This is a genomic window from Mycobacterium vicinigordonae, assembly GCF_013466425.1.
Lineage (GTDB): Bacteria > Actinomycetota > Actinomycetes > Mycobacteriales > Mycobacteriaceae > Mycobacterium > Mycobacterium vicinigordonae.
The window spans coordinates 4,274,116-4,299,531 of sequence record NZ_CP059165.1; the positions used below are offsets into that span (position 1 = coordinate 4,274,116).

The 25,416-nt window shown below is 65.6% G+C and carries 21 protein-coding genes and 2 tRNA genes; 6 read left to right on the forward strand and 17 right to left on the reverse strand.

The genetic code is table 11. The features are described from left to right. Positions 1 to 26: 26 nt before the first annotated feature. The 6 genes from H0P51_RS19120 to H0P51_RS19145 all read right to left on the reverse strand — a co-directional run bounded on the left by H0P51_RS19120 (position 27) and on the right by H0P51_RS19145 (position 5,754). Positions 27 to 1,244: an MFS transporter gene (locus tag H0P51_RS19120; protein ID WP_180914480.1), complete on the reverse strand. Its 1,218-nt coding sequence runs from the start codon at positions 1,242 to 1,244 to the stop codon at positions 27 to 29. A 39-nt stretch (positions 1,245 to 1,283) separates the two neighbouring features. Next, entirely contained in the window at positions 1,284 to 2,564 is a 1,281-nt protein-coding gene (gene clpX / locus H0P51_RS19125) for an ATP-dependent Clp protease ATP-binding subunit ClpX (RefSeq protein ID WP_180914481.1), read from the reverse strand. 270 nt (positions 2,565 to 2,834) lie between these two features. Further along, positions 2,835 to 3,479: an ATP-dependent CLP protease proteolytic subunit ClpP2 gene (gene clpP2, locus H0P51_RS19130; RefSeq protein ID WP_180914482.1), complete on the reverse strand. Its 645-nt coding sequence runs from the start codon at positions 3,477 to 3,479 to the stop codon at positions 2,835 to 2,837. After that, the gene (locus tag H0P51_RS19135; protein ID WP_180914483.1) at positions 3,476 to 4,087 is read right to left on the reverse strand and encodes an ATP-dependent Clp protease proteolytic subunit; all 612 of its coding nucleotides are present in this window, start codon (positions 4,085 to 4,087) and stop codon (positions 3,476 to 3,478) included. Before H0P51_RS19135 ends, clpP2 begins: the two co-directional genes overlap by 4 nt. Positions 4,088 to 4,184: 97 nt before the next feature. Continuing rightward, entirely contained in the window at positions 4,185 to 5,627 is a 1,443-nt protein-coding gene (tig, locus tag H0P51_RS19140; protein ID WP_180914484.1) for a trigger factor, read from the reverse strand. Positions 5,628 to 5,677: 50 nt separating this feature from the next. Next, positions 5,678 to 5,754 (reverse strand) — tRNA-Pro (locus H0P51_RS19145). Between the two features lie 143 nt (positions 5,755 to 5,897). Here H0P51_RS19145 and H0P51_RS19150 point away from each other — a divergent pair. Both H0P51_RS19150 and H0P51_RS19155 read left to right on the forward strand, forming a co-directional pair. Further along, positions 5,898 to 5,968 (forward strand) — tRNA-Gly (locus H0P51_RS19150). A 32-nt stretch (positions 5,969 to 6,000) separates the two neighbouring features. Further along, on the forward strand, positions 6,001 to 7,200 hold the full coding sequence (locus H0P51_RS19155; protein WP_180914485.1) for a serine hydrolase domain-containing protein: 1,200 nt from the start codon (positions 6,001 to 6,003) through the stop codon (positions 7,198 to 7,200). Positions 7,201 to 7,315: 115 nt separating this feature from the next. On the opposite strand, the gene H0P51_RS19160 is transcribed toward H0P51_RS19155, so the two are convergent. From H0P51_RS19160 to H0P51_RS19175, 4 genes are all read right to left on the reverse strand, one after another. Continuing rightward, complete coding sequence (locus H0P51_RS19160; protein ID WP_180914486.1) at positions 7,316 to 8,122, reverse strand: Fpg/Nei family DNA glycosylase; 807 nt, start codon at positions 8,120 to 8,122, stop codon at positions 7,316 to 7,318. 6 nt (positions 8,123 to 8,128) lie between these two features. Further along, entirely contained in the window at positions 8,129 to 8,608 is a 480-nt protein-coding gene (locus tag H0P51_RS19165; protein ID WP_180914487.1) for a ribose-5-phosphate isomerase, read from the reverse strand. Positions 8,609 to 8,785: 177 nt separating this feature from the next. Beyond that, positions 8,786 to 9,397, reverse strand: coding sequence for an Rv2466c family mycothiol-dependent reductase (locus H0P51_RS19170; RefSeq protein WP_180914488.1), 612 nt, complete (start codon positions 9,395 to 9,397; stop codon positions 8,786 to 8,788). Between the two features lie 101 nt (positions 9,398 to 9,498). Further along, the gene (locus H0P51_RS19175) at positions 9,499 to 11,226 is read right to left on the reverse strand and encodes a PE family protein (protein WP_180914489.1); all 1,728 of its coding nucleotides are present in this window, start codon (positions 11,224 to 11,226) and stop codon (positions 9,499 to 9,501) included. A 180-nt stretch (positions 11,227 to 11,406) separates the two neighbouring features. On the opposite strand from H0P51_RS19175, the gene pepN reads away from it, so the two are divergent. Then, the gene (pepN, locus tag H0P51_RS19180; RefSeq protein WP_180914490.1) at positions 11,407 to 14,004 is read left to right on the forward strand and encodes an aminopeptidase N; all 2,598 of its coding nucleotides are present in this window, start codon (positions 11,407 to 11,409) and stop codon (positions 14,002 to 14,004) included. A gap of 21 nt (positions 14,005 to 14,025) precedes the next feature. Here pepN and H0P51_RS19185 read toward each other — a convergent pair whose 3' ends face one another. From H0P51_RS19185 to H0P51_RS19200, 4 genes are all read right to left on the reverse strand, one after another. Beyond that, positions 14,026 to 14,808 carry a hypothetical protein gene (locus H0P51_RS19185; RefSeq protein WP_180919091.1) on the reverse strand — a complete coding sequence of 261 codons (783 nt, stop codon included), beginning with the start codon at positions 14,806 to 14,808 and terminating at the stop codon, positions 14,026 to 14,028. 51 nt (positions 14,809 to 14,859) lie between these two features. Next, complete coding sequence (locus tag H0P51_RS19190) at positions 14,860 to 15,327, reverse strand: DUF5130 domain-containing protein (protein ID WP_180914491.1); 468 nt, start codon at positions 15,325 to 15,327, stop codon at positions 14,860 to 14,862. Then, a complete protein-coding gene (ctaJ, locus tag H0P51_RS19195) occupies positions 15,314 to 15,538 on the reverse strand; it encodes an aa3-type cytochrome oxidase subunit CtaJ (RefSeq protein WP_180919092.1) in 225 nt (74 codons plus the stop codon). Before ctaJ ends, H0P51_RS19190 begins: the two co-directional genes overlap by 14 nt. Before the next feature lie 64 nt (positions 15,539 to 15,602). After that, positions 15,603 to 16,253 carry an HNH endonuclease gene (locus H0P51_RS19200; RefSeq protein ID WP_180914492.1) on the reverse strand — a complete coding sequence of 217 codons (651 nt, stop codon included), beginning with the start codon at positions 16,251 to 16,253 and terminating at the stop codon, positions 15,603 to 15,605. A gap of 131 nt (positions 16,254 to 16,384) precedes the next feature. Here H0P51_RS19200 and H0P51_RS19205 point away from each other — a divergent pair, with 131 nt between their 5' ends. The 3 genes from H0P51_RS19205 (at position 16,385) to H0P51_RS19215 (ending at position 19,421) form a co-directional block, all read left to right on the forward strand. Then, positions 16,385 to 16,780 (forward strand): globin, encoded by a 396-nt coding sequence (locus tag H0P51_RS19205; RefSeq protein ID WP_180914493.1) that lies wholly within the window; start codon positions 16,385 to 16,387, stop codon positions 16,778 to 16,780. Then, positions 16,780 to 18,339: a glycoside hydrolase family 13 protein gene (locus H0P51_RS19210; RefSeq protein ID WP_180914494.1), complete on the forward strand. Its 1,560-nt coding sequence runs from the start codon at positions 16,780 to 16,782 to the stop codon at positions 18,337 to 18,339. The genes H0P51_RS19205 and H0P51_RS19210 overlap by 1 nt, the downstream gene beginning before the upstream one ends. Before the next feature lie 65 nt (positions 18,340 to 18,404). Continuing rightward, positions 18,405 to 19,421: an NAD(P)/FAD-dependent oxidoreductase gene (locus H0P51_RS19215; protein WP_180919093.1), complete on the forward strand. Its 1,017-nt coding sequence runs from the start codon at positions 18,405 to 18,407 to the stop codon at positions 19,419 to 19,421. A 67-nt stretch (positions 19,422 to 19,488) separates the two neighbouring features. Here the strand turns inward: H0P51_RS19215 and H0P51_RS19220 are convergent, their stop codons facing one another. The 3 genes from H0P51_RS19220 to H0P51_RS19230 are packed head-to-tail and all read right to left on the reverse strand — an operon-like array spanning position 19,489 to position 25,414. Beyond that, the gene (locus tag H0P51_RS19220; protein ID WP_180914495.1) at positions 19,489 to 20,163 is read right to left on the reverse strand and encodes a DUF8185 domain-containing protein; all 675 of its coding nucleotides are present in this window, start codon (positions 20,161 to 20,163) and stop codon (positions 19,489 to 19,491) included. Then, positions 20,148 to 20,564, reverse strand: coding sequence for an acyl-CoA thioesterase (locus tag H0P51_RS19225; protein ID WP_180914496.1), 417 nt, complete (start codon positions 20,562 to 20,564; stop codon positions 20,148 to 20,150). Before H0P51_RS19225 ends, H0P51_RS19220 begins: the two co-directional genes overlap by 16 nt. After that, positions 20,561 to 25,414, reverse strand: a complete 4,854-nt coding sequence (locus H0P51_RS19230; RefSeq protein ID WP_180914497.1) for an NAD-glutamate dehydrogenase — start codon at positions 25,412 to 25,414, stop codon at positions 20,561 to 20,563. Before H0P51_RS19230 ends, H0P51_RS19225 begins: the two co-directional genes overlap by 4 nt. Positions 25,415 to 25,416 lie beyond the last annotated feature (2 nt).

Below are 25,416 nucleotides of genomic sequence, written 5' to 3' on the forward strand. Positions count from 1 at the left end.
CAGCATGAACAAAACTGTGGTTTTGGTCACTTTCCTGCGGTTTTAGGCCTCGTCTCCGGCATCACGAACAGATACAGGCCGCAACCGGCCACCGCGATAGTTCCCAGGCTCAGGAACGCGACGTGGTAGCCGGCCGCGACGACGATCGCACCGGCCACGTAATTGGACACCGCGGCACCAATTCCGGTCGCTGCCGTGATTGCACCCAAGCTGACGTTGAACCGACCGGTGCCGTGCGTGACGTCCTGGACCACCAGGGGGAACAGTGCTCCGAACACCCCGGCCCCGACACCGTCCAGCAGCTGCACCCCCACCAACCAATATGAGTTGTCGGATAGTGGGTAAAGGAATCCGCGTGCCGCCAGCACAGCGAACCCAACCAGGAAGATCGGTTTGCGACCCCACGAGTCGGCCCTGGATCCGGCGAGGTAGGCGACCGGGACCATCACCACCTGTGCGGCGACGATGCACAGCGACATCAGAGCCGTCCCGACATCCTTGTTCTGCAAGGCCAGCAATTGGCCGACTAGCGGCAACATGGCCGCGTTGGCGAAATGGAAGGCCACCACTGTCACGGCGAACACCATCAGCGGCCGATTGTGCAGCAGGACCCTAATCGGTCGAGCATGTTGGTCCGCGGGCAACTGATCCATTCCGCGGGCCAATTGGTGATCGATTGCGCCGCCGGGGATCCACAACGTGGCGGCGACGCTGCCGGCCGCCATCGCACCGAGCACCCAGAACACCGCCGGCGGCCCGAGAAAGTAGGCCAATCCGCCGGTGATAGCCGCGGCCGTCGCGTTGCCCGCGTGGTTGAACGACTCGTTGCGACCGATCCGCCGGGCGAACAGGCGGGGCCCGGTGAGACCCAGTGTGATGGCGGCCAAGGCCGGCGCGAACACCGAACCAGCCATGCCGGTGACCGCCTGCAGGATCGCAATCAGATACCGGTGCGGAAAAATCGGCATCGCCAGCGACCCTGCGGTCACGATCAGCGCAGCGGTGATGACGAGCGCGCGTTTCGCGGTGGTCCGGTCGACCAGGGCGCCTACCGGTGTTTGGGCAACGATCGCTCCGACGCCACCGACGGCCATCACGAATCCGATCGATTCTTGATCCCAGTGGTGGGTCAGCAGCAGGTAAATCGAGAGGTAGGGCCCGAGACCGTCGCGAACGTCGGCGAGTAGAAAATTCAGCAGATCCAGCGGACGCGACAGCCGATGAGGAAGCGCGTCGTCAGGCACGCCGGCTATCTACCCGAAATGGGGGCGGCTGGGATCCGGTTAAGCGGACTTGTCGCGGCGCTCGCTGCGCGACTGCTTGCGCGGCACGATCGTCGGCAGCACGTTGTCCTGGACGGTCTCCTTGGTGACAACCACCTTGGCGACGTCGTCACGGCTGGGGATGTCGTACATCACCGGCAGCAGGACTTCTTCCATGATTGCGCGCAGGCCGCGGGCGCCGGTACCGCGGTGGATCGCCTGGTCCGCGATCGCTTCGAGCGCGTCGTCGGTGAACTCCAGCTCCACGTTGTCCATCTCGAACAACCGCGTGTACTGCTTGACCAACGCATTCTTGGGCTCGGACAAAATCTTGACCAACGAGTCTTTGTCCAGGTTGGTCACCGAAGCGACCACTGGCAGACGGCCAATGAACTCGGGGATCAGGCCGAACTTGATCAGGTCCTCGGGCATGACTTCGGCGAAGTGGTCGGTGGTGTCGATCTCGGCCTTGGAGCGCACCTCGGCGCCAAAGCCAAGGCCGCGCTTGCCGACCCGTTCGTAGATAATTTTCTCCAGGCCCGCGAACGCGCCCGCCACGATGAACAGCACGTTGGTGGTGTCGATCTGGATGAATTCCTGGTGCGGGTGCTTGCGGCCACCCTGCGGCGGAACCGAGGCCTGGGTGCCTTCCAGGATCTTCAGCAGCGCCTGCTGGACGCCCTCGCCGGACACGTCACGGGTGATCGACGGGTTCTCGCTCTTGCGGGCGATCTTGTCCACCTCGTCGATGTAGATGATGCCGGTCTCGGCGCGCTTAACGTCGTAGTCCGCCGCCTGAATCAGTTTCAGCAGGATGTTCTCGACGTCCTCACCGACGTAGCCGGCCTCAGTCAGGGCAGTCGCGTCGGCGATGGCGAACGGGACGTTGAGCATCTTGGCCAGCGTCTGGGCCAGGTAGGTCTTGCCGCAGCCGGTGGGTCCGAGCATGAGGATGTTGGACTTCGTCAGCTCGACCGGCTCGTAACGCGAGTCGCGACCCTTCTCGCCAGCCTGAATCCGCTTGTAGTGGTTATAGACGGCCACGGCCAGCGTCCGCTTGGCGGTGTCCTGCCCGATCACGTAACCCTCCAGGAAGTCCCGGATTTCGATGGGCTTGGGCAGCTCGTCGAGCTTCACATCGTCGGCGTCGGCAAGTTCTTCTTCAATGATCTCGTTGCACAGGTCGATGCACTCATCGCAGATGTACACACCGGGACCCGCAATAAGTTTCTTGACCTGCTTCTGGCTCTTTCCGCAGAACGAGCACTTCAGCAAGTCACCGCCGTCTCCGATGCGCGCCATGATGCTTCAGGGCCTACTTCCTGTGTCGCCGTATCGTCTTGCCTGCCGCGTGTATGCCACGACGCTACCCGCTAGCTCCGGCCGCCCGCGACCGTTAACGCCGAATAGCTTCCTTGGTATTCGCTGTTATTCCTGGGTCTGAGTTTCTCGCGTGCAGGAAGAACATATCGCCCGACCACGTCCGTCCCTTGTCGAGACGCGCAATACGTGTTCTTGGCGTGTCGCGGTCGTGATGCCACCGAAGCCGGCAACGCGACCACAACTCGACGGTCAGGCGTTCTGGGCGGACAGCTTCCGGTATTCGAGAACGGTGTCGATGATCCCGTATTCCTTGGCGTCCTCGGCCGTCAAGATCTTGTCCCGGTCGGTGTCTTTGCGGATCACCTCGGGGTCCTTGCCGGTGTGACGGGCCAGGGTGGTCTCCATCAGGGTCCGCATCCGCTCGATCTCGGCGGCTTGGATCTCGAGGTCGGAGAACTGCCCCTGAATGACGCCGGAAAGCGACGGCTGGTGGATCAGCACGCGCGCGTTGGGCAGCGCCATCCGCTTACCCGGCGTGCCGGCCGCCAGCAATACCGCGGCCGCGGACGCGGCCTGACCCAGGCACACCGTCTGAATGTCGGCCCGCACATACTGCATGGTGTCGTAGATCGCCATTAGCGAAGTGAAACCGCCACCCGGCGAGTTGATGTACATGGTGATATCGCGGTCAGGATCGAGCGACTCGAGCACGAGTAGCTGCGCCATGATGTCGTTGGCCGACGCGTCGTCCACCTGAACACCCAGGAAGATGATGCGCTCCTCGAACAGCTTGTTGTACGGGTTGGACTCCTTGACGCCAAAGCTGGAGTGCTCGATGAACGACGGCAGGATGTAGCGCGCCTGCGGCTGGAGCTGAGGATGCGGGGTACTCACTGGGCTGACTCTCCGTTGGTGATGTGGGCGGCGCGGGTGATGATGTGGTCGACAAACCCGTATTCCAGGGCCTCCGGTGCGGTGAACCAGCGGTCGCGGTCCGAGTCCGCCTCGATGCGCTCGATCGACTGCCCGGTGAATTCCGCGTTGAGGCGGAACATCTCCTTCTTGATGACGGTGAATTGCTCGGCCTGGATCGCGATGTCGGCAGCGCTACCGGTCACACCGCCCAGGGGCTGGTGCATGAGGATCCGAGCGTGCGGCAGCGCGAAACGCTTGCCCTTGGTACCCGCTGCGAGCAGGAACTCCCCCATCGATGCGGCCATGCCCATCGCGTAGGTGGCGATGTCGCACGGTGCGAGCACCATGGTGTCGTAGATCGCCATCCCGGCGCTGATGGATCCGCCCGGCGAGTTGATGTAGAGGTTGATGTCTTTGTCGGCGTCCTCGGCGGCAAGCAGCAGGATCTGTGCGCACAACCGGTTGGCGACCTCGTCGTTCACCTCCGAACCCAAGAAGATGATGCGCTCGGAGAGCAAGCGCTCATAGACGGAGTCCGTGAGGTTTAGACCCATCGAGTTGGAACGCATGTCAGTCACCCTTCTCAAAGTGGGGACACCTACTTTCTGTGTTGCGTGTTGCACCGACACTAACCAACCAGACCCGTCCTATGACCACCTGAGACGGGCGCGTTCGCTTACAGCGTCATGCGGTCGGTGCGTCGGCGTCGGCGTCGCCCGCATCGTCGGCATCCTCGTCAGCCGTGTCGTCGCCGTTCTCGCCACCGTCGATGCCCTCGTGGTCGTGGTCGTGGTCGTGATCGGCCTGGCGTCTGCCGAACAGCTCGCCGGTGTCGATGGCGTTGCCATCGCTGTCGGTGACCGTCGCCTTCTCGACCACGGCGGCAACGGCCAGGCCTCGTCGGACGTCGGCGAACATGGCGGCCAGCTGATTGTTCTCCTGCAGATAGGCGAACAGCTGCTGCGGCTCGATGCCGTACTGCCGCGATGTGAGCACCAGCCGTTCGGTCAGGTCCTCCTGACCAACCTGGACGTCCAGCTCGTCGGCGATGGCGTCGAGCAGCAGCTGACGCTTGACGTTCTTCTCGGCCGCGGCGCGGGTTTCAGCGTCGAACTCTGCGCGCGAAGTACCTTGCTGCTCGAGCACCTCGTTGAACTTGCTCTCGTCGTTGTTCACCCCGCCCATCGCCGCCTGCAGCGTCTCCTCGATCTGAGAGCGCACCACCGCGTCCGGTACCGGCACGTCGACCTGCTCGAGCAGCGCGTCCAGCGCGGCGTTGCGGATCTGATCGGCCTGCTTGGCCTTCTTGACGTTGCGCACCTGGTCGCCAAGGCTGGCCCGCAGCTCGTCAATGGTGTCGAACTCGCTGGCGAGCTGGGCGAACTCGTCGTCGGGCTCAGGCAGTTCGCGTTCTTTGATCGACCTGACGGTTACCGTGACCTCGGCATCCTTTCCGGCGTGCTCGCCGGTCGCCAACTGCGCGGTGAAAACCTTGGACTCGTCGGCGGCCAGCCCGACGAGCGCGTCGTCCAAGCCGGCGATCAACCGACCGGAACCGACCTCGTGGGACAGGCCCTCGGCAGCGGCGTTCGGCACCTCTTCGCCGTCGACGGTGGCCGATAGGTCGATCGAGACAAAGTCGCCGGTTTGCACCGGGCGGTCAACTCCGGTCAGGGTGCCGAACCGGGCGCGCAGGGAGTCAAGTTCGGCGTCGACCTCTTCATCGGTGATCTCGATGGGGTCGACCGACACGGTTAGCGCGTCCAGATCGGGAATCTCCAGCTTGGGACGGACGTCGACCTCGGCGAAAAACTGCAGTTCCTCGCCGTACTCCTTCTTGGTCACCTGGATGTTGGGACGTCCGATCGGCTGCACCTCGGACTCCGTCAGCGCCTGACCGTAGCGGCTGGGCACCGCGTCCTCGATGACCTGGTCGAGCAGTGCCTCACGGCCGAAGCGCGCCTCGAGCAACCGGGCCGGGGCCTTGCCGGGCCGGAAACCGGGCAGCCTGACCTGCTTGGCCAGTTCCTTGTAGGCACGCTGGAAGTCGGGTTCGAGTTCGGTGAACGGCACCTCCACGTTGATGCGAACCCGGGTGGGGCTCAACTGCTTGACGGTGCTCTTCACGGCTTGCTCCTCGATGTGTAGTTCCGGCGCGCGGCTGTCGGCTTGACGGCTGGTCGGGGTGACAGGATTTGAACCTGCGGCCTTCCGCTCCCAAAGCGGATGCGCTACCAAGCTGCGCTACACCCCGCGGTGACCTCGCGATCCTACGGCCCTGCGACACCGGACCCGCACCGACCTCCGGGCACCCGAGGACCTCACGGAGCGGTCACATGGATGCGTCGATTAGATTTGATCTGCACCAGCACGTACAGTCTCGCTCGACTAATACATGCGGGCGTAGCTCAATGGTAGAGCCCTAGTCTTCCAAACTAGCTACGCGGGTTCGATTCCCGTCGCCCGCTCTGAGCGGCTATTCGCTCTACAGAAAGGCGCCATGAGCGACGTCGAAAACGTCAGCATTCAAGGCTCATGCGCACCGCAGTTCGCCGGGGTGCGGGATGCCTTCGAGCGCAATTTCGCGTTGCGCCAGGAGGTCGGCGCCGCGGTCGCCGTCTGGGTAGACGGGCATCTGGTCGTCAACCTGTGGGGCGGATCGGCCGATGCCGCCGGCACCCACCCGTGGCGGGAAGACACCCTGACCACCGTATTGTCCGGCACCAAGGGCCTGTCCTCGACCTGCGTGCACCAGCTGGCCGACCGCGGGGAACTGGACCTGCAAGCCCCGGTGGCCCACTACTGGCCCGAGTTCGGTCAGGCCGGCAAAGAGGACATCACGCTGGCCATGGTGATGAGTCACCGCTCCGGAGTGATCGGGCCGCGTACCCGGCTGACCACCGAGCAACTGCTGGATTGGGATTTCGTCTGCGAGCAGCTGGCCGTCGCCGAGCCGTGGTGGAAACCAGGTACCGCGCAGGGCTACCACATGACCACGTTCGGCTTCATCGTCGGCGAGGTGTTCCGTCGGGTCACTGGCGTCACGATCGGGCAGTATCTGCGGACCGAGATCGCCGGACCGATTGGCGCCGAGGTCTATATCGGGCTGTCGCCCGCTGAACAGCTGCGCTGCGCCGAGCGGGTAAATAAGCCGACCGGTCGCCAGCTGTTGGCCGAGCTGCAGGCACCGGGTTATCCGACCAGTCTCGACGAGCATCCCAAGGCCGGCATGGCGATCTCGATGGGGTTCCTCGCCGACGACGATCTGGACACCGAGAATCTGCAGCTGTGGCGTCAGCTCGAGTTCCCGGGGACCAATGGCCAGGTATCGGCGCTAGGGATGGCGACGTTCTACAACGCCTTAGCCCAGGAGAAGCTGCTCAGCCGCCAGCACATGGAACTGGTTCGTCAATGCCAGGGAGGTTTCGAACCCGATCTGGTGCTGGGACCCCGGGTGGCCGACCATGGCTGGGGCCTGGGCTACATGCTCAACCAGCGCTGCATCAACGGACCTAACCCGAAAATGTTCGGGCACGGCGGGCTGGGCGGTTCGTTCGCGTTCGTCGACCTGGAGCACCAGATCGGCTACGGGTACGTGTCGAACCGGTTCGACGCCAGCAAAGCCAACGCCGACCCGCGCAGCGTCGCGCTGAGCAACGAGGTCTACCGGGCGCTCGGGGTCATTCCGAGCGACGACTGACGACGGAAAAACGCACCCTGCCGGACAATGCCGGTAGGGTGCGACTGATTTTTCCTAACGAGGCCTTAAGCGTGATGAAGTTTTCATCGCAGCTAGACCTGCTGTGCGATCGATGTCACGTCTGGCAGGTCGGACACCAGAATAGGTTCCGGCCCTCCAGCACCGCGGTGCGCACCGTGTAGCCGCACACCCGGCAGGGATCGCCGGCGCGCCGGTAGACGTAGGTGCGGGGCCGTCCCGGTCCGTACGACGGGGCGCCGTGATCGTGCTCGGGGCGCACCACGACGATTTTGCCGCCGCGCAGGCCTACCTTCATCAGGGCGACCAGATCAGTCCATGCGGCCTCGAACTCTTGCTCGGAGATTTTCTGTCCGACCCGGTACGGGTCAATGTTATGCCGAAACAGCAACTCGCTGCGGTACACATTGCCCACCCCGGCGATAACGCTCTGGTCCATCAGCAATGCACCAATAGGCCTGCGCGACTTGCTGATTCGCTTCCACGGCCAGGCCGGGTCGGCGTCGGCGCGCAGCGGGTCGGGACCCAGCCGGGCTACCACGTCGTCAACCTGGCTGACATCCAGGAGTTCACAAACCGTGGGACCGCGCAGGTCGGTGCCGTGTTCGGCGCCGATCATCCGCATCCGCACCTGACCGACGGGCTCCGGCAGCGTCGCGCCCCCCGATCGCTCCCACTCGGTGAAGGTGCCGTAGAGCCCGAGGTGGATGTGCACGACCGGCCCGCCGGCGTAGTGGTGGAACAGGTGCTTACCCCAGGCGCTGGCCCGGCGCAGCACCCGTCCGTCGACCACCGCGGCCGCGTCCTCGAACCGGCCCTGTGGGCTCGAAACCGCCACCGGGGCACCGGCAAAGCGGCGTTGGTGCAACCGGGCCAATCGGTGCAGGGTATGCCCTTCGGGCACGCCGTCTCAGTTCCCTGCCCCGGGCACCGGCGGCGCCTGGTGAGTGCGCTCGTACTCAGCGAGGATGTCAATACGTCGTTGGTGGCGCGGCGCTTCCGACCACGGCGTGGAAACGAAGGCATCGACGATGGCCAGCGCCTCGTCGGTGGTGTGCATGCGTCCGCCAATGCCGATCAGCTGGGCGTTGTTGTGCTCACGGGCAAGTGACGCCGTCTCGACACTCCACGCCAGCGCGCAGCGGGCCCCAGGGACCTTGTTGGCAGCAATCTGCTCACCGTTGCCGGAGCCGCCCAGCACGATGCCCAGGCTGCCCGGGTCGGCCACCGTACGGGTCGCCGCGGCGATGCAGAACGCCGGATAGTCGTCGTCGGCGTCGTAACTGAAGGCACCACAGTCGATCGGCTCGTGCCCCGTCCGCTTCAGGTGCTCGATGATCTGCTGCTTGAGCTCGAAACCGGCGTGGTCGGACCCCAGGTAGACGCGCATGCCCGACATTGTGCACCACGCCTGATTGGCCGGCGGCCACCCGTCTGCCGACCGACGCGAGGTGCTCGTCGGCCCAAAGGTGAAATCGGCGACGCGCCACCCGCGTGTCGCGACGGGCCATTCACCTTCGCCGCGGCAGACGCGTGGGCGGGCGGCGACGGTGCCGGGCGAGCTGCGTCAGTCGAACTGGGGCGGCTCGGTGCGAGTTCGCTTGAGTTCGAAGAAGTGCGGGTACGACGCGAAAATTACCGAGGCATCCCAGAGCTTGCCGGCCTCTTCCCCGCGTGGGATCCGGGAGAGCACCGGACCGAAGAACGCCACGCCGTTGACGTGGATGGTCGGGGTGCCGACGTCGTCGCCGACGGCGTCCATGCCGGCGTGGTGACTCTTGCGCAGCGCTTCGTCGTAGTCGTCACTGGTGGCCGCGTCGGCCAGGTCGGCGGGCAGACCGGCGTCGGCGAGCGCCAACTTGATCACATCGTCCAGGTCTTTGTTGCCCTCGTTGTGAATTCGGGTGCCCATCGCGGTGTAAAGCGGGTCCAGCACCTTGGCGCCGTGGGCCTGCTCGGCGGCAATTGCCACCCGCACTGGCCCCCATGCCTTAACCATCATCTCCCTGTACTGATCAGGCAGCCCTTCTCGATTCTCGTTGAGCACCGCAAGGCTCATGACGTGGAAATTCACCTCGATGTCGCGGACCTTCTCCACCTCGAGGATCCAGCGGGAGGTAATCCAGCACCACGGACAAAGTGGGTCGAACCAGAAATCTGCGACGTCCTTGCCGGCCATGCTGCGGTCCTCTCCACGTGGGTCTCGACGGGTAAGTCAGGGACGAAACAATCCGCTCAGACTCAACCGTAACCGCGGCGGAAGTGTTCCCGCGGCTGAGATCAGCCGGGCTGTCCCGGGGCGCCGTCGTGGCCAGAACCCCCGGTTGCACCGTTGGCGCCCGCCGATGCGGTTCCGCCGCTCCCATAACCGCCCGGACCGCCCAATCCACCGGCGCCGCCGGAACCCCCCTGACCGCCGGAACCACCGCCTCCCGAACCACCCGAATGCCCAAACAACCCGCCTGCCCCACCAGCACCGCCGTCGCCACCATGCCCGCCGTCACCGCCGAGACCGCCGGTTCCACCGTCGCCGCCGACGCCGCCATCGCCCATCGTCGGCACGCGGCTCCCCTGGCGGCCACCGCTGCCACCGTCGCCGCCGGCACCCCCTACGCCCGCGTCAGCGCCCGTCCCGCCGATACCGCCGCCCCCACCGGCTCCCCCCGCGCCGCCGTCTCCAATCAGCCAGCCGCCGCGACCGCCGGCTCCCCCATTGCCGCCGTGGCCACCAACCCCGCCGCCGACGCCGTCGCCGCCTCTACCGCCAGCGCCGCCGTCGCCACCGGTTGCCGTGGAACTGCTCTCCTGGTTTCCGTCGGCAGTGCCTCCGGCGCCGCCGGCACCGCCGGCCGCACCGGTTCCGCCGTTACCTCCGGCGCCGCCATTACCTCCGGTGACAGCGGACCTGTTGGTAGTGTTCTGAGCGTTGGCGCTGCCGCCGCTGCCACCGGTGCCGCCGACACCACCCGGGCCACCATTACCTCCTGCGCCCCCGTCTCCGCCCAGCGCGGTTAGTTCTGAGGGTCCACTGGAGGCCGTGGCGCTGCCGCCCGCGCCACCGGAGCCGCCCATCGCTCCGGTTCCACCATCGCCACCGATACCGCCTTTTCCACCGACGATGCCCTCAACTGTTGTTGTCGACGAGTTGGTGGCCGCTCCACCGTGACCACCAACACCGCCGATTTGACCACTCGCGGTGCCGGTTTGGCCTGCAGTCCCCGAAAAGGCGACACCGTTGAGGACGTCGGCGCCCGCACTACCCGGACTAGCGTGGCTATACGGCGCACCGGCTGGACCGGGGTTAACGCCGGTGGAGCCCATGCCGCCGGCACCGCCGACTCCCCCGTTTCCGCCCATGCCCCAGATACCCGCGCTGCCACCGGCGCCTCCGTTGCCGCCGAGCCCTCCGGCGACTCCGATTCCGCCGGCGCCACCGTTGCCGCCGTTACCGACCAGGATGCCGCCGGCCCCACCGGCTCCGCCGGACATGCCCGCGCCGCCTGCTCCGCCGTTGCCCCCGTTGCCGAATAGTCCCGCCGCACCCCCCGCGCCGCCGGTCTGGCCTGCCCCACCGGCACCGCCGTTTCCGCCGTTGCCCCACAACAACCCGCCGTCGCCACCGGCCTGGCCGGCTGCGCCGTTTGCGCCGTTGCCGATCAGCGGGCGTCCCAGCAGCGCCTGGGCGGGCGCGTTCACCGCGTTCAGCGCCTGTTGCATCGGCGACACATTGGCTGCCTCCGCCGCCGCGTAGCTGGTGCCGGCACCTTGCAGCGCACGAACAAACTGGTCATGGAACTCAGTTACTTGGGCACTGAGAGCCTGATACGCGTGACCGTGCGCCGCGAATATCGCAGCTATTCCAGTCGACACCTCGTCGGCGCCGGCGGCCAGCAGTCCGGTGGTGGAAGCCGCTGCGGCGGCGCTGGCCGAACTGACACTTGATCCGAGGGCGGCCAGTTCCGAGGAGGCCGTCACCAATAGTTCCGGCGCCACAATCGTAGAAGACATTTGCCCGTAACCTCCTGCCGTACTTGCGAGTTGAGGAATCTGGCCAACCCGCCTCAAGTACTTGAACTACGAGTCATACCTGCCAAGGGTGGGTGTCTGTGCCGTTTCCACGGTTTTTCATCCGTTTGGAGGAGAGACATGATCAGTCGGTTGGCGACGCCAGCCGATATGTTGGAGCCCGTGGCTCTTCCCAACCTCACCCGCGACCAGGCAATCGAACGCGCGGCACTGGTCACCGTGCACAGTTACCAGATCAACCTCGACGTCACCGACGGCTCCGGCGCACCGGGATCCGGAACGTTTCACTCCGTCACCACTGTGGTGTTCGACGCGCTCGCCGGTGCCGACACGGTCCTCGACATTGCCGCTAATACCGTGCGCAGCGCCACCCTCAACGGCTTGCCCATCGACGTCTCCGGATACGACGAATCCACCGGCATCCCGTTGCGCGGGCTCGCCGACCGCAACGTCGTCGTGGTCGACGCGGACTGCCGATACTCAAACACCGGCGAGGGTCTGCACCGATTCGTCGATCCGGTCGACGACGAGATCTACCTGTACTCGCAATTCGAAACCGCCGACGCCAAGCGGATGTTCGCCTGCTTCGACCAACCAGACCTCAAAGCCACCTTCGACCTCCGGGTGATCGCGCCGGCGCACTGGAAGGTGGTATCCAACGGTGCTACGGCCGACGTCGCGGACGCCGGGGACGCCAAAGTGCACACGTTCGCAACCACCCCGCGGATGAGTACTTATCTGGTGGCGCTGATCGCCGGACCGTACGCCGTATGGAACGACACCTACAGCGACGAGCACGGCGAGATTCCGCTGGGCATCTACTGTCGGGCCTCGCTGGCGCCGTTTATGGACGCCGACCGGTTGTTCACCGAAACCAAGCAAGGCTTCGGCTTCTACCACAACAACTTTGGTTCGCCGTACGCGTTCGGCAAGTACGACCAGTTGTTCGTTCCCGAATTCAACGCCGGTGCAATGGAAAACGCGGGCGCTGTGACGTTCCTAGAAGACTACGTCTTCCGCAGCAAGGTGACCCGAGCCTCCTACGAGCGCCGCGCCGAGACGGTGCTGCACGAGATGGCGCACATGTGGTTCGGCGATCTGGTCACGATGACGTGGTGGGATGACTTGTGGCTCAACGAGTCTTTCGCCACTTTCGCATCGGTGTTATGCCAGGCTGAGTCGACCGAGTACACCGAAGCCTGGACAACCTTTGCGACAGTGGAGAAGTCGTGGGCATACCGCCAGGACCAGATGCCCTCGACGCACCCAATTGCCGCGGACATCCCCGACCTGCACGCGGTCGAGGTCAACTTCGACGGGATCACCTACGCGAAGGGCGCCTCGGTGCTCAAGCAATTGGTCGCCTATGTGGGGCTGGAGCAATTCCTGGCCGGACTACGGGACTACTTCCGCGCCCATGCCTTTGGCAACGCCACCTTCGGCGACCTGCTCGGTGCGCTGGAGAAGGCCTCTGGACGCGACCTGTCGAACTGGGGCCAGCAGTGGCTGAAAACCACGGGGCTCAACACACTGCGTCCTGACTTCGACATCGATGGGGACGGCAAGTTCACCCGGTTCACGGTGACCCAGAGCGGCGCCGAGCCCGGTGCGGGCGAGACCCGGGTGCACCGGGTAGCGATTGGCATCTACGACGACGATCCCACATCCGGCAAGCTGGTCCGGGTGCATCGCGAGGAGATCGACGTCGAAGGTTCCGCAGTGGAAGTGCCTGCGCTGGTAGGTGTTTCGCGAGGCCAGCTGATTCTGGTCAACGACGACGACCTGACCTACTGCTCGCTACGGCTAGACCCGGAGTCGCTGCAGACCGTGCTGACGCGCATCGCCGACATCGCCGAGCCGCTGCCGCGGTCGTTGGCGTGGTCGGCGGCGTGGGAGATGACGCGGGAGGCCGAACTGCGGGCCCGCGATTTCGTGGCGTTGGTGTCCGGTGGTGTTCAGGCCGAGACCGAGGTGACGGTGTTGCAGCGACTGCTGCTGCAAGCGCAGACGGCGGTCGGTTCCTATGCCGAGCCGGGATGGGCGCGCGAGCGGGGCTGGCCCCACCTGGCCGACCGGCTCCTCGAGTTGGCCCGCGGCGCCCAGCCCGGATCCGACCACCAGCTCGCCTACGTCAATGCGCTGTGCTCATCGGTGCACTCGCCACGGCATGTGGGGGTGCTTGGTGCGTTGCTCGACGGCGATCCCGCCGAGCAAGGGCTGGCGGGCCTGGACGTCGACGCGGATCTGCGCTGGCGCGTGGTGATCGCGTTGGCCGCCGCCGGCGCGCTCGACGCCGGGGGTCCGGACACGCCCCGCATCAATGCCGAGGTCCAGCGGGATCCGACCGCCGCAGGCAAACGCCACGGCGCCCAGGCGGCGGCGGCTCGTCCGCAGATTGGGGTCAAGGAGGCCGCGTTTACCTCGGTCGTAGAGGACGACACAATGGCCAACGCCATGAGCCGCGCCATCATCGCGGGGATCGGCGCGCCGGGACAGGGTGAGCTGCTCCAGCCGTTCACCCAGCGCTATTTCCAAGCGATCCCGGGTGTGTGGGCGCGGCGGTCCAGTGAGGTCGCGCAATCGGTGGTGGTCGGTCTGTACCCGTACTGGGACATCAGCGAGCCGGCCATCGCTGCCGCCGACGCGTTCCTGGGCGACCCGGAGGTGCCGCCGGCGTTACGCCGGCTGGTGCTCGAGGGCCAGGCCGGGGTGAAGCGGTCACTGCGGGCACGCAGGTTCGACGCCGGCGAACCGAACTGACCGGGAGGCCTGCCGGCCAGGCTAGCGGTAGCCGCCGTCGTGCAGGCCGGCGTCCTCTTCGAGCCGATTGACCTTGCGAACGGCCAACTCGCGCAACAGTTCCCAACCGTATGCCCGCAGCATGCCGGAATAGCCGAGCGCGGCCCACTGGGCGCTGTGCCGCTCCTCGTGGTGCAACAGACCGTCCAGGTTCACGCCCGCGACCGCTTCGCCGCCGGATTCGGAGTGCCAAATCCGCCGCGACGTGATGATTTCTCGGAGCAACCGAGCGGGATCGTCGCCGGCGGCGCAGTTGACCATGAAGATGTCTCCCCAGGTGGTCCCGCCGCGCTGGCTGAACAGACGCTGCACCCAACTGCCGCCCAACCCCATGAGGATGCCGTTCGGAGTCGAGGCCAGCCGGCCGCCGTTTCGATCGACGAATCGGACGTCGCGGGCGTAGCTCCAGGTGTTGGCGCGCTGCCGGTCCATGATCCGCCGCACCTCGGCCGCCGAATACGGCGTCTCGCGGAAGTCGCGAACCACGCCGACATCTGCCCTGCCGTAGTCGGTGCCCGCGTTGAGGATGTAGGTGAGCAAAGCCGCACAGCGCGCGTCGTCCCCTCCGGTTCCCGAAGGGAGCAGAAAGAAGGACTTGCCGCGCGCGTCGTTGACCTCTTCGAAACCGCCGAGGAGGTGCAGCGCCTCAATGCCCAGGCCGCAGACTCCGGCGATCTCAACGATCACCGCGGGGGGCACTGCGCGACGAGCGGCGTTGTCCAGCCATTTTGCGGGGTAACCGGTGAGGCGAGCCCCGCTGAGCAGACCCGCCTCGCGCAGCACCCGCTCGTAGTGAGGGCCCAGCAATTGCGGCGGCTAGGCCGGCGAGATCCCCGAGCTGAGCACCCGGATGGCGCTGACCAGTCCGTCGATCAGGTTGCCCTGCTCGAACGCTGACGACGCCGCGGCGACTCCGAGCGGGGCTGCGGACTCGGCGCCGCGTCCGCGCACCTCCGAGCCGTACACCACTTCGATGACGCTCTGGTTCGGTGACACCGCGAGCAGCACCGCGTTGTTGGGAGTCGGCACCTTGGCCAGGATCTCGCGGGCCCGGGCCGCGGTGTCCTCGCCCAAGTCGCCCAAATAGATGGCGAACCGCGCCTTCGACGCGCGCGAAGCGTACTTCAGCGCATCGTCAACCGCGACAAGGTCTTTGATCGGAAAGGGGTAGTGCGAGGAAAGCTCGCCCGGTTCGGTGACGCCGGAAACCCGCCCACTGCTGGTGATGACCGAGCCGCGGGGCAGGTCGGCGGGGTCGATCGTCGCGACTTCACCATGTGCCACTTGCGCCACCTCCTACCGTGAATTCCGCGCCGTGCCCGCCGTGGTGACCGCCGACATTCTCATCGGTGGCCGCCCACAGGATCGACGGGTGGGTCCACTCTTGCGACAGATCGTAGGTTGCCGGGTGCGGGCTCTTGCGGCTCATGAACACCAGCAAGAGGAAGCCGACCAGCAACAGTGGTATTCCGAGAAACATCCCGTGTAATGCCATCGTGTTCACGAGGCAAACCGTATCCCACCGCGCCGCGAAGCGGTGCACTCAGGACGCAGGAAAGTCAGGCCGCGCCCTCACCCAGGTACCGCGCCCAGGACGGGTCGAGTTCTTTGACCGTCGACAGCAGCCGCCAGTGCTGGCCCGTCGGCGGCAGCGGCGCCCGTCGCAACGACCAGCCAAGTTCGGCGAGTAGTTTGTCGCCCTTGCGGTGGTTGCACGTGGCGCAACACGCCACGCAATTCTCCCAGGAATGGTCGCCGCCGCGGCTTCGGGGCACCACGTGGTCGACGGTGTCGGCCTTCGCGCCACAGTACGCGCAGCAGAACCGGTCGCGGTGCATCAGCGCCGCCCGAGTCATCGGCACCCGCGCCCGGTAGGGCACCCGGACATAGGTGCGCAGCTGGATCACCGAGGGCACCGCGATCGAATGGGTCGCCGAGTGGATTACCGGCCCTGCCGGATCGTGGTGCACGACGTCGGCCTTTCCGCAGATCAGCATCACAATGGCGCGTCGCATCGGCAGTGCGGTCAACGGCTCGTAGGTGGAGTTCAGCAGCAGCACCCGGCGGCGGTTCCAGATCGAGGCGCTCTCGGTGCGGTTGGGCGGGTGAGTTTCAGCGACGCTGTGCAGGCATGGGGCGCTTGCTGGCCCGGTTCCTTTTGCCGCGACACCTGCACTGCGGTGGCCGCGGCGTTTGTTGCGCTGCGCCATAAATCCTCCGCCGACAGTCCACCACGATTTGCTGCCAATCGCACGCCCTTTGTCTCAGCCACGCCGTGTCGATCCAGTGAACATCGGACGCTGTCGGCAGCCAGATCGCGGGTGGCTCACACTGGGGGACGATGGATCAAACAACTGAGTCTTTCTACGACGCGGTCGGCGGTGCGAAGACCTTCGAGGCGATCGTCGGGCGCTTCTACGAGCAGGTGGCCGAGGACGAGATACTGCGACCGCTGTATCCCGAAGAGGACCTCACGGGCGCCGAGCAGCGGTTACGAATGTTTCTCGAACAATATTGGGGCGGTCCGCGCACCTACTCCGATCAGCGCGGGCATCCGCGGCTGCGGATGCGGCACGTGCCCTTCCGGATCACCCCGATCGAGCGCGACGCCTGGTTGCGGTGCATGCACACCGCCGTAGCTTCGATCGACTCGCAGACGCTGGACGACGACCATCGACGCCAGCTGTTGCAGTATCTGGAGATGGCGGCCCACTCGTTGGTGAACTCGGCGTTCTAATGGCCAGCGAACGATGGTGGCAGTCCGCGATCTTCTACCAGGTCTATCCGCGCTCGTTCGCCGATAGCGACGGTGATGGTGTGGGCGATCTCGACGGATTGGCCAATCGGCTCGACTATCTGAAAGAGCTTGGGGTGGACGCTCTTTGGATCAATCCGGTCACCGTCTCGCCGATGGCCGACCACGGCTACGACGTGTCCGACCCGCGCGACATCGACCCGTTGTTCGGCGGGATGGCCGCGTTCGAGCGGCTGGTCGAGGCGGCGCACGCCCGCGGCATCAAAGTCACAATGGACGTGGTGCCCAACCATTCCAGTTCCCAGCACCCGTGGTTTCAGGCGGCGCTGGCCGCCGGCCCGGGCGCCGAGGCGCGGGATCGGTACTTCTTCCGCGATGGCCGGGGACCCGACGGAGCGCTGCCACCCAACAACTGGGAGTCGGTTTTCGGCGGACCGGCATGGACGCGGGTGATCGAGCCCGACGGCAATCTCGGCCAGTGGTACCTGCACCTGTTCGACACCGAGCAACCCGACCTCAACTGGGACAATCCCGAGATCTTCGACGACTTCGAGAAGACACTGCGGTTCTGGCTGGAGCGCGGGGTCGATGGGTTCCGGATCGACGTCGCGCACGGCATGGCCAAGCCGGTGGGCCTGCCGGACTCGCCGGACGTGTCCGAGGTGCTGCGGCACACCGACGACGATCCGAGGTTCAATCGGCCCAACGTGCACGCGATCCATCGCGATATCCGTGCGGTGATGAACGACTATCCGGACGCGGTCACCATCGGTGAGGTCTGGGTGCACGACAACACCCAGTGGGCGCGGTACGTGCGCGCCGACGAATTGCACCTGGGCTTCAACTTCCGGCTCACCCGCACCGAGTTCGACGCCGCCGAGATCCGCGCGGCCGTGCAGAACTCGCTGGACGCGGCTGCCCTGGAAAACGCCACCCCGACCTGGACGCTGTCCAACCACGACGTGGGCCGGGAGGTGACCCGGTACGGTGGCGGCTACGTCGGGCTGCTGCGGGCGAAGTCGATGGCGATGTTGATGCTCGCCCTGCCTGGTGCGATTTTCGTGTACAACGGCGAAGAACTGGGCCTGCCCGACGTGGATCTGCCCGATGAGGTGCTGCAGGATCCGACCTGGGAACGTTCCGGACGTACCGAACGCGGCCGCGACCGGTGCCGGGTGCCAGTGCCGTGGTCGGACGACGCTCCCCCGTTCGGGTTCTCCACGAACCCCGACACCTGGTTGCCGATGCCACCGGACTGGGCGGAGTTGACCGTCGAAAAGCAGTTGGCCGATCCTGATTCGACGTTGTCGTTTTTTCGTCGGATGATCGAATTGCGCCGTGTTCGTACAGAATTGGACGGCACCCAGCTAGATTGGCTGCCCGCCTCGGATGACGAGGTGGTGTTCCGGCGCGGTGGTCTGGTCTGTGCGCTCAACGCCGGAAAGCAGCCGCGGAAACTCCCGTCGGGTGAACTGATCCTGTCCAGTACGCCGGTACCAGACGGCCTGTTGGCCCCAGGCGCCGCGGCCTGGCTGGTCTGACTCGGCATTTCGCGTTTTGTGGCGTGCTGCTCTATATGTGATGCATGGCGCCCTACGCGTGGACAGTGATCGGAGCCGGCCCGGCCGGAATTGCCGCGGTGGGAAGGCTGCTCGATCGGGGGATACCGCAAGAGCAGATCGCCTGGGTTGACCCAGCCTTCCGCGCTGGTGATGTCGGCGCGAAATGGCGCCCGGTGTCGAGCAACACCATCGCCAGCACATTTCTGCAGTATTTGCACGGCGCATCGTCCTTTCGCTTCTCGGACTCTCCGCCGATGCCGTTGCGGGAAGTCGACCCGGATGAGACGTGCGCCCTTGCGCTGGTTGCGGATCCGCTGCTGTGGGTCACCGAGCAGTTGCGGGAGCGGGTTGCGGTGTTCGAGACAACGGCAACCACGCTGCGTCTCGAGCATCGGCGCTGGCGCATCGAAACCGGACTCGGGGAAATCGCCTCGGCCAATACGGTGCTGGCCGTCGGAGCGGTACCCAAAAAGCTTGATTACCCTCAACTGCAAGAGATTCCGGTGGAAGTTGCACTCGACCCCGAGCAGTTGCGTGAGCAGTCGCTGGAGGGTGCCACGGTGGCTGTCTTCGGCTCGTCGCACTCGTCGATGATCGCGTTACCGCATCTTCTGCGGCATCCGGTCGCCAAGGTCATTAACTTCTATCGAAGTCCACTCAAATATGCTGTTTACCTAGACAATTGGATACTATTCGACGACACTGGACTGAAAGGCCGTGCAGCGCAATGGGCGCGGGAGAATATCGACGGAGTTCATCCGGAAAGACTTGAGCGGTACCGTGTTTCGGGTCCGGAGTTTGAAGAGAAGCTCAGCGAGTGCGACCGAGTGGTCTATACCGTCGGATTCGAGCGGCGCGCGCTGCCCAATACACCGCAGTGGGGAACGCTGGGTTACAACCCGCAGAACGGGATCATTGCTCCTGGTCTGTTCGGGCTGGGCATCGCTTTTCCCGAATATGCGGAGGATCCTTACGGATACGGCCAATACCGGGTCGGGCTCAAAAAATTCATGGATTACCTCGACGCGGTGTTGCCGTTGTGGATGGTCTACGGCACCTGACGGGCGCTCTGAGAGTTGTTGCGCTCATGATGATCCGAATCTCACAGTCGCGGCTCCGGCGGGCCGCTCAGTGCACCACCAACGCGGCATGCGCGCGCCGCCGATAGACCGACCCGAATCGCGCGTCGACGCGCAACCAGGCCGAAGTGCTCCGCACCCTTACGATCTCGTCGTCTACCGCGTCAGCCGCTTGCGGCAGGAAACCCATCGCCGTCAACGCGAACACACAACGCATCGGCAGCCCCACCACCTCCCCACCCGCGCTGACTTCGACGACCTCCTGGTCCAGCAGCGAGGTCGGCGGACCATGCGCTGAACCGTGCTCCTTGGCCACAGCGACACCCTGCTGGGACAGGTCCAACAGGACCCGCGCCGGTATGTCGTCGAGGTGGGTGAAGCCAGACTCCGGGGGCAAGCCGCCCCGCCACGCCGAGTCCATCGCGTATCCCGGCTCCACGTATCCGGATTCGTTCATGGCCGCCAGGCCACGCGACAAAGCGTCCGCACCTACCGACATGTCGTCGGGTCGCACCGTGCCGACCACCACGCGGCTGGCCAGGACGTCGAAGCCGGTTGCCGTCCAAGCGGTCAGCAATCCCCGTGAGCGGGCACGAATGCGGATGACGGCGGCATCGTCGAGGCGCAGCGCGTGCTCGACGAAAGCGGCCAGATCCGCCCGATGTGCCGCCGCGCCTTCGGGACCCAACCACAGTCCGCGCTCGCCGCTCACTCCCTGAGCCACCGCTGCAGATACTCCCGGTGGTGCGGCGTGAGTCGAACCAGCCGCTGTTCTTCGATGTGGACCGCAGCTAGCTGAGACTCGGCGATCACCGCCGGCTTGGACTCCGGGGCGGCATTGACCGAGCGCACTTCGTAGCCCAACGTGAAGTCCACCGCCCGCAGCCGTTTGGTCCAGATGGTCACCTGCAAGGGTGAATCAACAAGGCGCAGTTGGTCTTTATAAGTCACCCGGACGTCGGCGATCAATAAGCCGATAGTGGTGATGTCGGCACCAAACGGCTCCTTGAGGAACGGCACCCGCGATTCTTCGAGAATCGTGACCATGGTCGCGTGATTCACGTGCTGGTACATGTCGATGTCCGACCAGCGCACCGGTACGGCTGCGACGAACCCGATACTCAACCCGAAGATCCCCGTCCACTAGTTCGCGTCATGCGGCGGATCTGACGCGCCGCTACCGACAGCGTCGCGAGATCCTTCGCACCGCTATCGCGGATCTCGTTGAGTGTCCGGTGCGCCCGCTCGACCCGGGACGCGCTGATGTGCTCCCACTCGGCGATCTTCTCCTCACCGCTCTCGTCGGGCTCCCCCACCGCCAATACGTCAAAACACAATGAGCGCAACGAAGCATAGATGTCGTCACGAATCGCCAAGCGCGCCAACGAATGCCAGCGATCGTTACGTTCCAGCTCGGAAACCGCCGTCAGCAGCGCGTCGGTGCCCAGGTGATCCATCAGCGCGAAGTAGGTGTCGGCCACTTCCGCGGTCTCGATCTCGGTGATGTCGGCGATGTCGATGATGTCTAGCAGGCTGTAGCGGTACAGGCCGACCGCGACGCGGTAGGCCAGATCCGGCGGTGCACCCAGCGCGGTGAACTCGCCGGCTTCCTTCTCGACGATGGCTTTGTCGTCCCCCCGCAGCCACTCCGACATGCGCGGTGTCAGCGCCTTGACCTTCGCGGCGAACCGGTTGATTTCAGCGCCGACGGCCAACGGCTGCGGACGGTAGTTAAGCAACCAGCGTCCGGCCCGGTCGACGAGCCGCCGGGTGTCCAGGATCAGCCGGTCGGACAACGCAACGGGGAGGTTGGCGGCGCGGATGCGGCGCCAGATGTGTCCCACCCCGAAGATGGCATCGGTGGCCGCGTAGGTGCGCACCGCGTCGAGGTGGGTGACCCCGACGTCCTCGGTGATCCGGAAGGCGTACGTGATGCCGGCGGTGTCCACCAGGTCGTTGATAAGCATGGTGGTGACGATCTCGCGGCGCAGCTGGTGGGTGCGGATTTCCGGGGTGAACCGCTCGCGCAGCGGCCTGGGAAAGTACTGCGGCAGCCGGGAGGCGAATACGTCCTGGTCGGGCAGCTCGGTGGTCAGCACCTGTTCCTTGAGGTCCAGCTTGACGTGTGCCATCAGCGTCGCCAGCTCGGGCGAGGTCAGACCGATGCCGATCTCCGAGCGCCGCGCGATCTCCTTTTCCGACGGCAGCGCTTCCAGTTCACGGTTGAGGCCGCGCTCGGCGACCAGGTACTTGATCTGATCGGCATGCACCGGCAGCAGGCTGGGCGCATTGGCGCGGCTGGTACCCATCAGGTCGTTCTGGTCTTCGTTGTCGGTGAGCACCAGTTGAGCGACCTCGTCGGTCATCGACTCCAGCAGCGCGGTTCGCTCGTCGACCCCGACTTTGCCCGCGGTAACCAGTGAGTCGATCAGGATCTTTATGTTGACCTCGTGGTCGGAGCAGTCCACGCCGGCGGAGTTGTCCAGTGCATCGGTGTTGATCCGGCCGCCGGACAGGTCGAATTCGACGCGGCCCAACGCCGTCACACCTAGGTTGCCGCCCTCGCCGATCACCTTGGCGCGCACCTGGTTTCCGTTGACCCGCACCGGATCGTTGGCGCGGTCACCGACGTCGGCATCGGATTCGTTCTCGGCCTTGATGTAGGTACCGATCCCGCCGTTGAACAGCAGGTCGACCGGCGCTTGCAGGATCGCGCGAATCAGGTTGGGCGGGGGCAATTCGCTGACCTCCCCCTCGATACCGAGGGCCGCGCGGACCTCAGGGCTGACCGGAATCGTCTTCTGGTCCCGGCTGTAGACCCCGCCGCCCTCGCTGATCAGCGTCTTGTCGTAGTCGTCCCAGCTGGACCGGGGCAGTTCGAACATGCGACGCCGCTCGGCCCAGGACGTCGCGGCGTCGGGGTCGGGGTCGAGGAACACGTGCCGGTGGTCGAAGGCGGCGATCAGCCGGATGTGCCTGGACAGCAGCATGCCGTTGCCGAACACGTCGCCGCTCATGTCACCGACCCCGACGACGGTGAAGTCCTCGGACTGAGTGTCGACGCCGATCTCGCGGAAGTGACGTTTGACCGCCTCCCAGGCACCTTTGGCGGTGATGCCCATCGCCTTGTGGTCGTAGCCGACCGATCCGCCGGAGGCGAACGCGTCACCCAGCCAGAAGCCGTAGGCCTTGGCGACGTCGTTGGCGATGTCGGAGAAGGTCGCGGTGCCCTTGTCGGCGGCGACCACCAGGTAGGCGTCGTCGCCGTCGCGGCGCACCACACCCAGCGGCGGGTTCACCGCACCGGTGCGCTGGTCGACGTTGTCGGTGACGTCGAGCAGGCCGGAGATGAACAGCTGGTAGCAGGCGACGCCTTCGGCGCGAGTGACGTCGCGGTCGGCGGTGGGGTCCCCGGTGGGCAGCGGCGGTCGTTTCAGCACGAAGCCGCCCTTGGCCCCGACCGGGACGATGACGGCGTTTTTCACCGCCTGAGCTTTGACCAGGCCCAGGATCTCGGTCCGGAAGTCGTCGCGGCGGTCCGACCAGCGCAGCCCGCCGCGCGCAACCGGGCCGAATCGCAGGTGCACGCCTTCGACGCGCGGCGAGTAGACGAAAATCTCGTACTTGGGCCGCGGCAGCGGTAATTCGTCGATTAGCTGGGCATCGAGCTTGAGCACCAACACATTTCGGGCCCGGGCTGAACCTTCGCGCGTCACGAAGTAATTGGTCCGCAGAGTGGCCTGTACCAGGGAGGCGAACGCGCGCAGGATCCGGTCGGTGTCCAGGCTCACCAGCGCGTCGATGTCGGTGGCAACGGCAGCCGCGGCTGCCTGCGCGTCGCGACCGGACGGCGATCCCTGCGCGGGATTGAACAGTGCCTCGAACAATGCAACCAATGACCTTGCGGTGGAGGCGTGTTCGTTGAGAACAGATTCGATGTAGGACTGGCTGTAGGGGAAGTTTGCCTGCCGCAGATACTTTGCGTAGGCGCGCAGGAGCGCGACCTGCTGCCAGGTCAGCCCGGCACGCATGACCAGCTCGTTGAACCGGTCGACTTCGACCCGGCCGTGCCAGATAGCGGTGACCGCGTCGGCGAAGCGTCGCGCCGTGGCATCCCGCTCGGGTCCCGCCGGCGCCAAGGGGATGGTGGGGTGCGGCGAGATCTTGAACTGGTAGATCCACACCGGCAACCCGTCGGGACGGGTAACGGTGAACGGCCGCTCCTCGAGGACCACCACACCCATGCTTTGCAGCATCGGCAACAGCTGGCTTAGCGACGCGCTGCGCCCGCCCAGGAACCAGGTCAGTTGGGCCAGTCCCTGTTCGCCTTCGTCGGTGAACACCAATTTGACTGTGTCGTCCACCAATTCGTTGATGACAGCGATGTCGTCGATGGCCTGGGCCGGGGTGACGGCCTGTTTGTAAGCCTCGGAGAATGCGGACGCGTAGTGCTCGGCGTCGGCGGCTGCAACGGTGCTCTGGGGCAGGGCGGCCGCGGCCGCGATCAGCCGGTCCGACCAGGTGCGCGCCGCCTCGCTGAGTAGCGCCTGGATGCGGACGCGGTTGGCCTCGGACACGTCGACTGGCGTGGCTTCGCCCTTTTCGCCTGCGCTCGCCGGGATTTCCGACGGCAGCCGCACCATGAAATGCATGAGCGCCCAGGGTGATTCGCTGACCCGGGCGGTGAATTCCAGCCGGGTCCCGCCGAATTCGCGGACCAGGATGTCCTCAATCTGCAGGCGAACTGCTGTGGTGTAGCGGTCGCGGGGGACGTACACCAGGCACGAGACGAAGAATTGGAGCCGGTCCGCGCGCAGGAACAGCAGGGCGCGGCGCTGTGATCCCATGTCGACCACGGCCTTGGCCATGTTCAGCATGCGGTGCGCGCTGAGTGTGAAAAGTTCCGGGCGCGGGACGGTTTGGATGACGTCAAGCAGCAGCTGACCGGGGTGGCTGGGGTCGCTGCCAGCCAGGGTGAGGGCATCGCGAACCCGGTGCGAGATCATTGGGATTTCCAGCACGTCGGCGTTCATGGCGGCGACAGTGAACAGCCCGACGAAGCGGTGCTCGATCACACCGCCGTCGACGTTTTCGCGGATGGCGATCGCATAGGGGTAGGCGCCATAGCGCAGGTAGCTGCCGACGGCGGCCTGGGCCAAGACAATCAACTTGTCGTCGTCGGTGAGACGGGGCCTGGTGCCGCTGCGGGCGCGTAGCACGCCCAGTCCGCTGGAGCCGTCCCCGATGACGAGGCCGTTTTGCACTCGGCACGGTTGATAGCCCAGCAGCAGAAAATTGCCGTCGTCCAACCAGCGCAGCAGCTCGGCGACCTCGTGGCGGTCGGGTGCGGCGTAGTGACCTTCAGGGTCTTCGTCGACAACCGCAGCCAGTTCGCCCAGGGTGGCGATCATGGCCGCCGCGTCGGTGGCCACCCGCTGGACGTCGGCCAGCACCTTGGGCAGCAGCCCCTGCACCTCCGCGAGCGCCTTGCGGTCGACCGTCGGCGAGAGCTGGACGTGGATCCACGCCTCGCCGTGGTAGGGCGATTTGTCCGGGGACTTCGGTTGGATGCTGCGCAGGTCTCCCGCCGGGTTGCGCTGCACCTCGAAGACCGGCGTCATGATCGCGGTGTAGAAGACACCCAGCCGGTGCAGCAGCACCGTGACCGAATCCATCAGCATGCTGCCGTGCTCGGTTACCACTTGCAGCGCCGGGCCGAACCCGCCCGGGTCGTCCACCGCGTACACCGCGACGCGACTCTCGCCGGCCGGGCGGTGCTCGCCGAGCCGGTACTGAGCGGCCAGCATGGCGGGTGTCACCGGCGAGGCGGGCGCCGCACTGGGTTGGGACCCGTCATCCTGCGAAGATCGGTAGCTGTCGGCGTAGGCCTTGGATATCCAGTCGGGAATGTCCTCGCTGCGCGTGAACGTGGTCCACGCCGCGGCCTGCAGTCTGGCTTCGGGATCGATCGTCATTC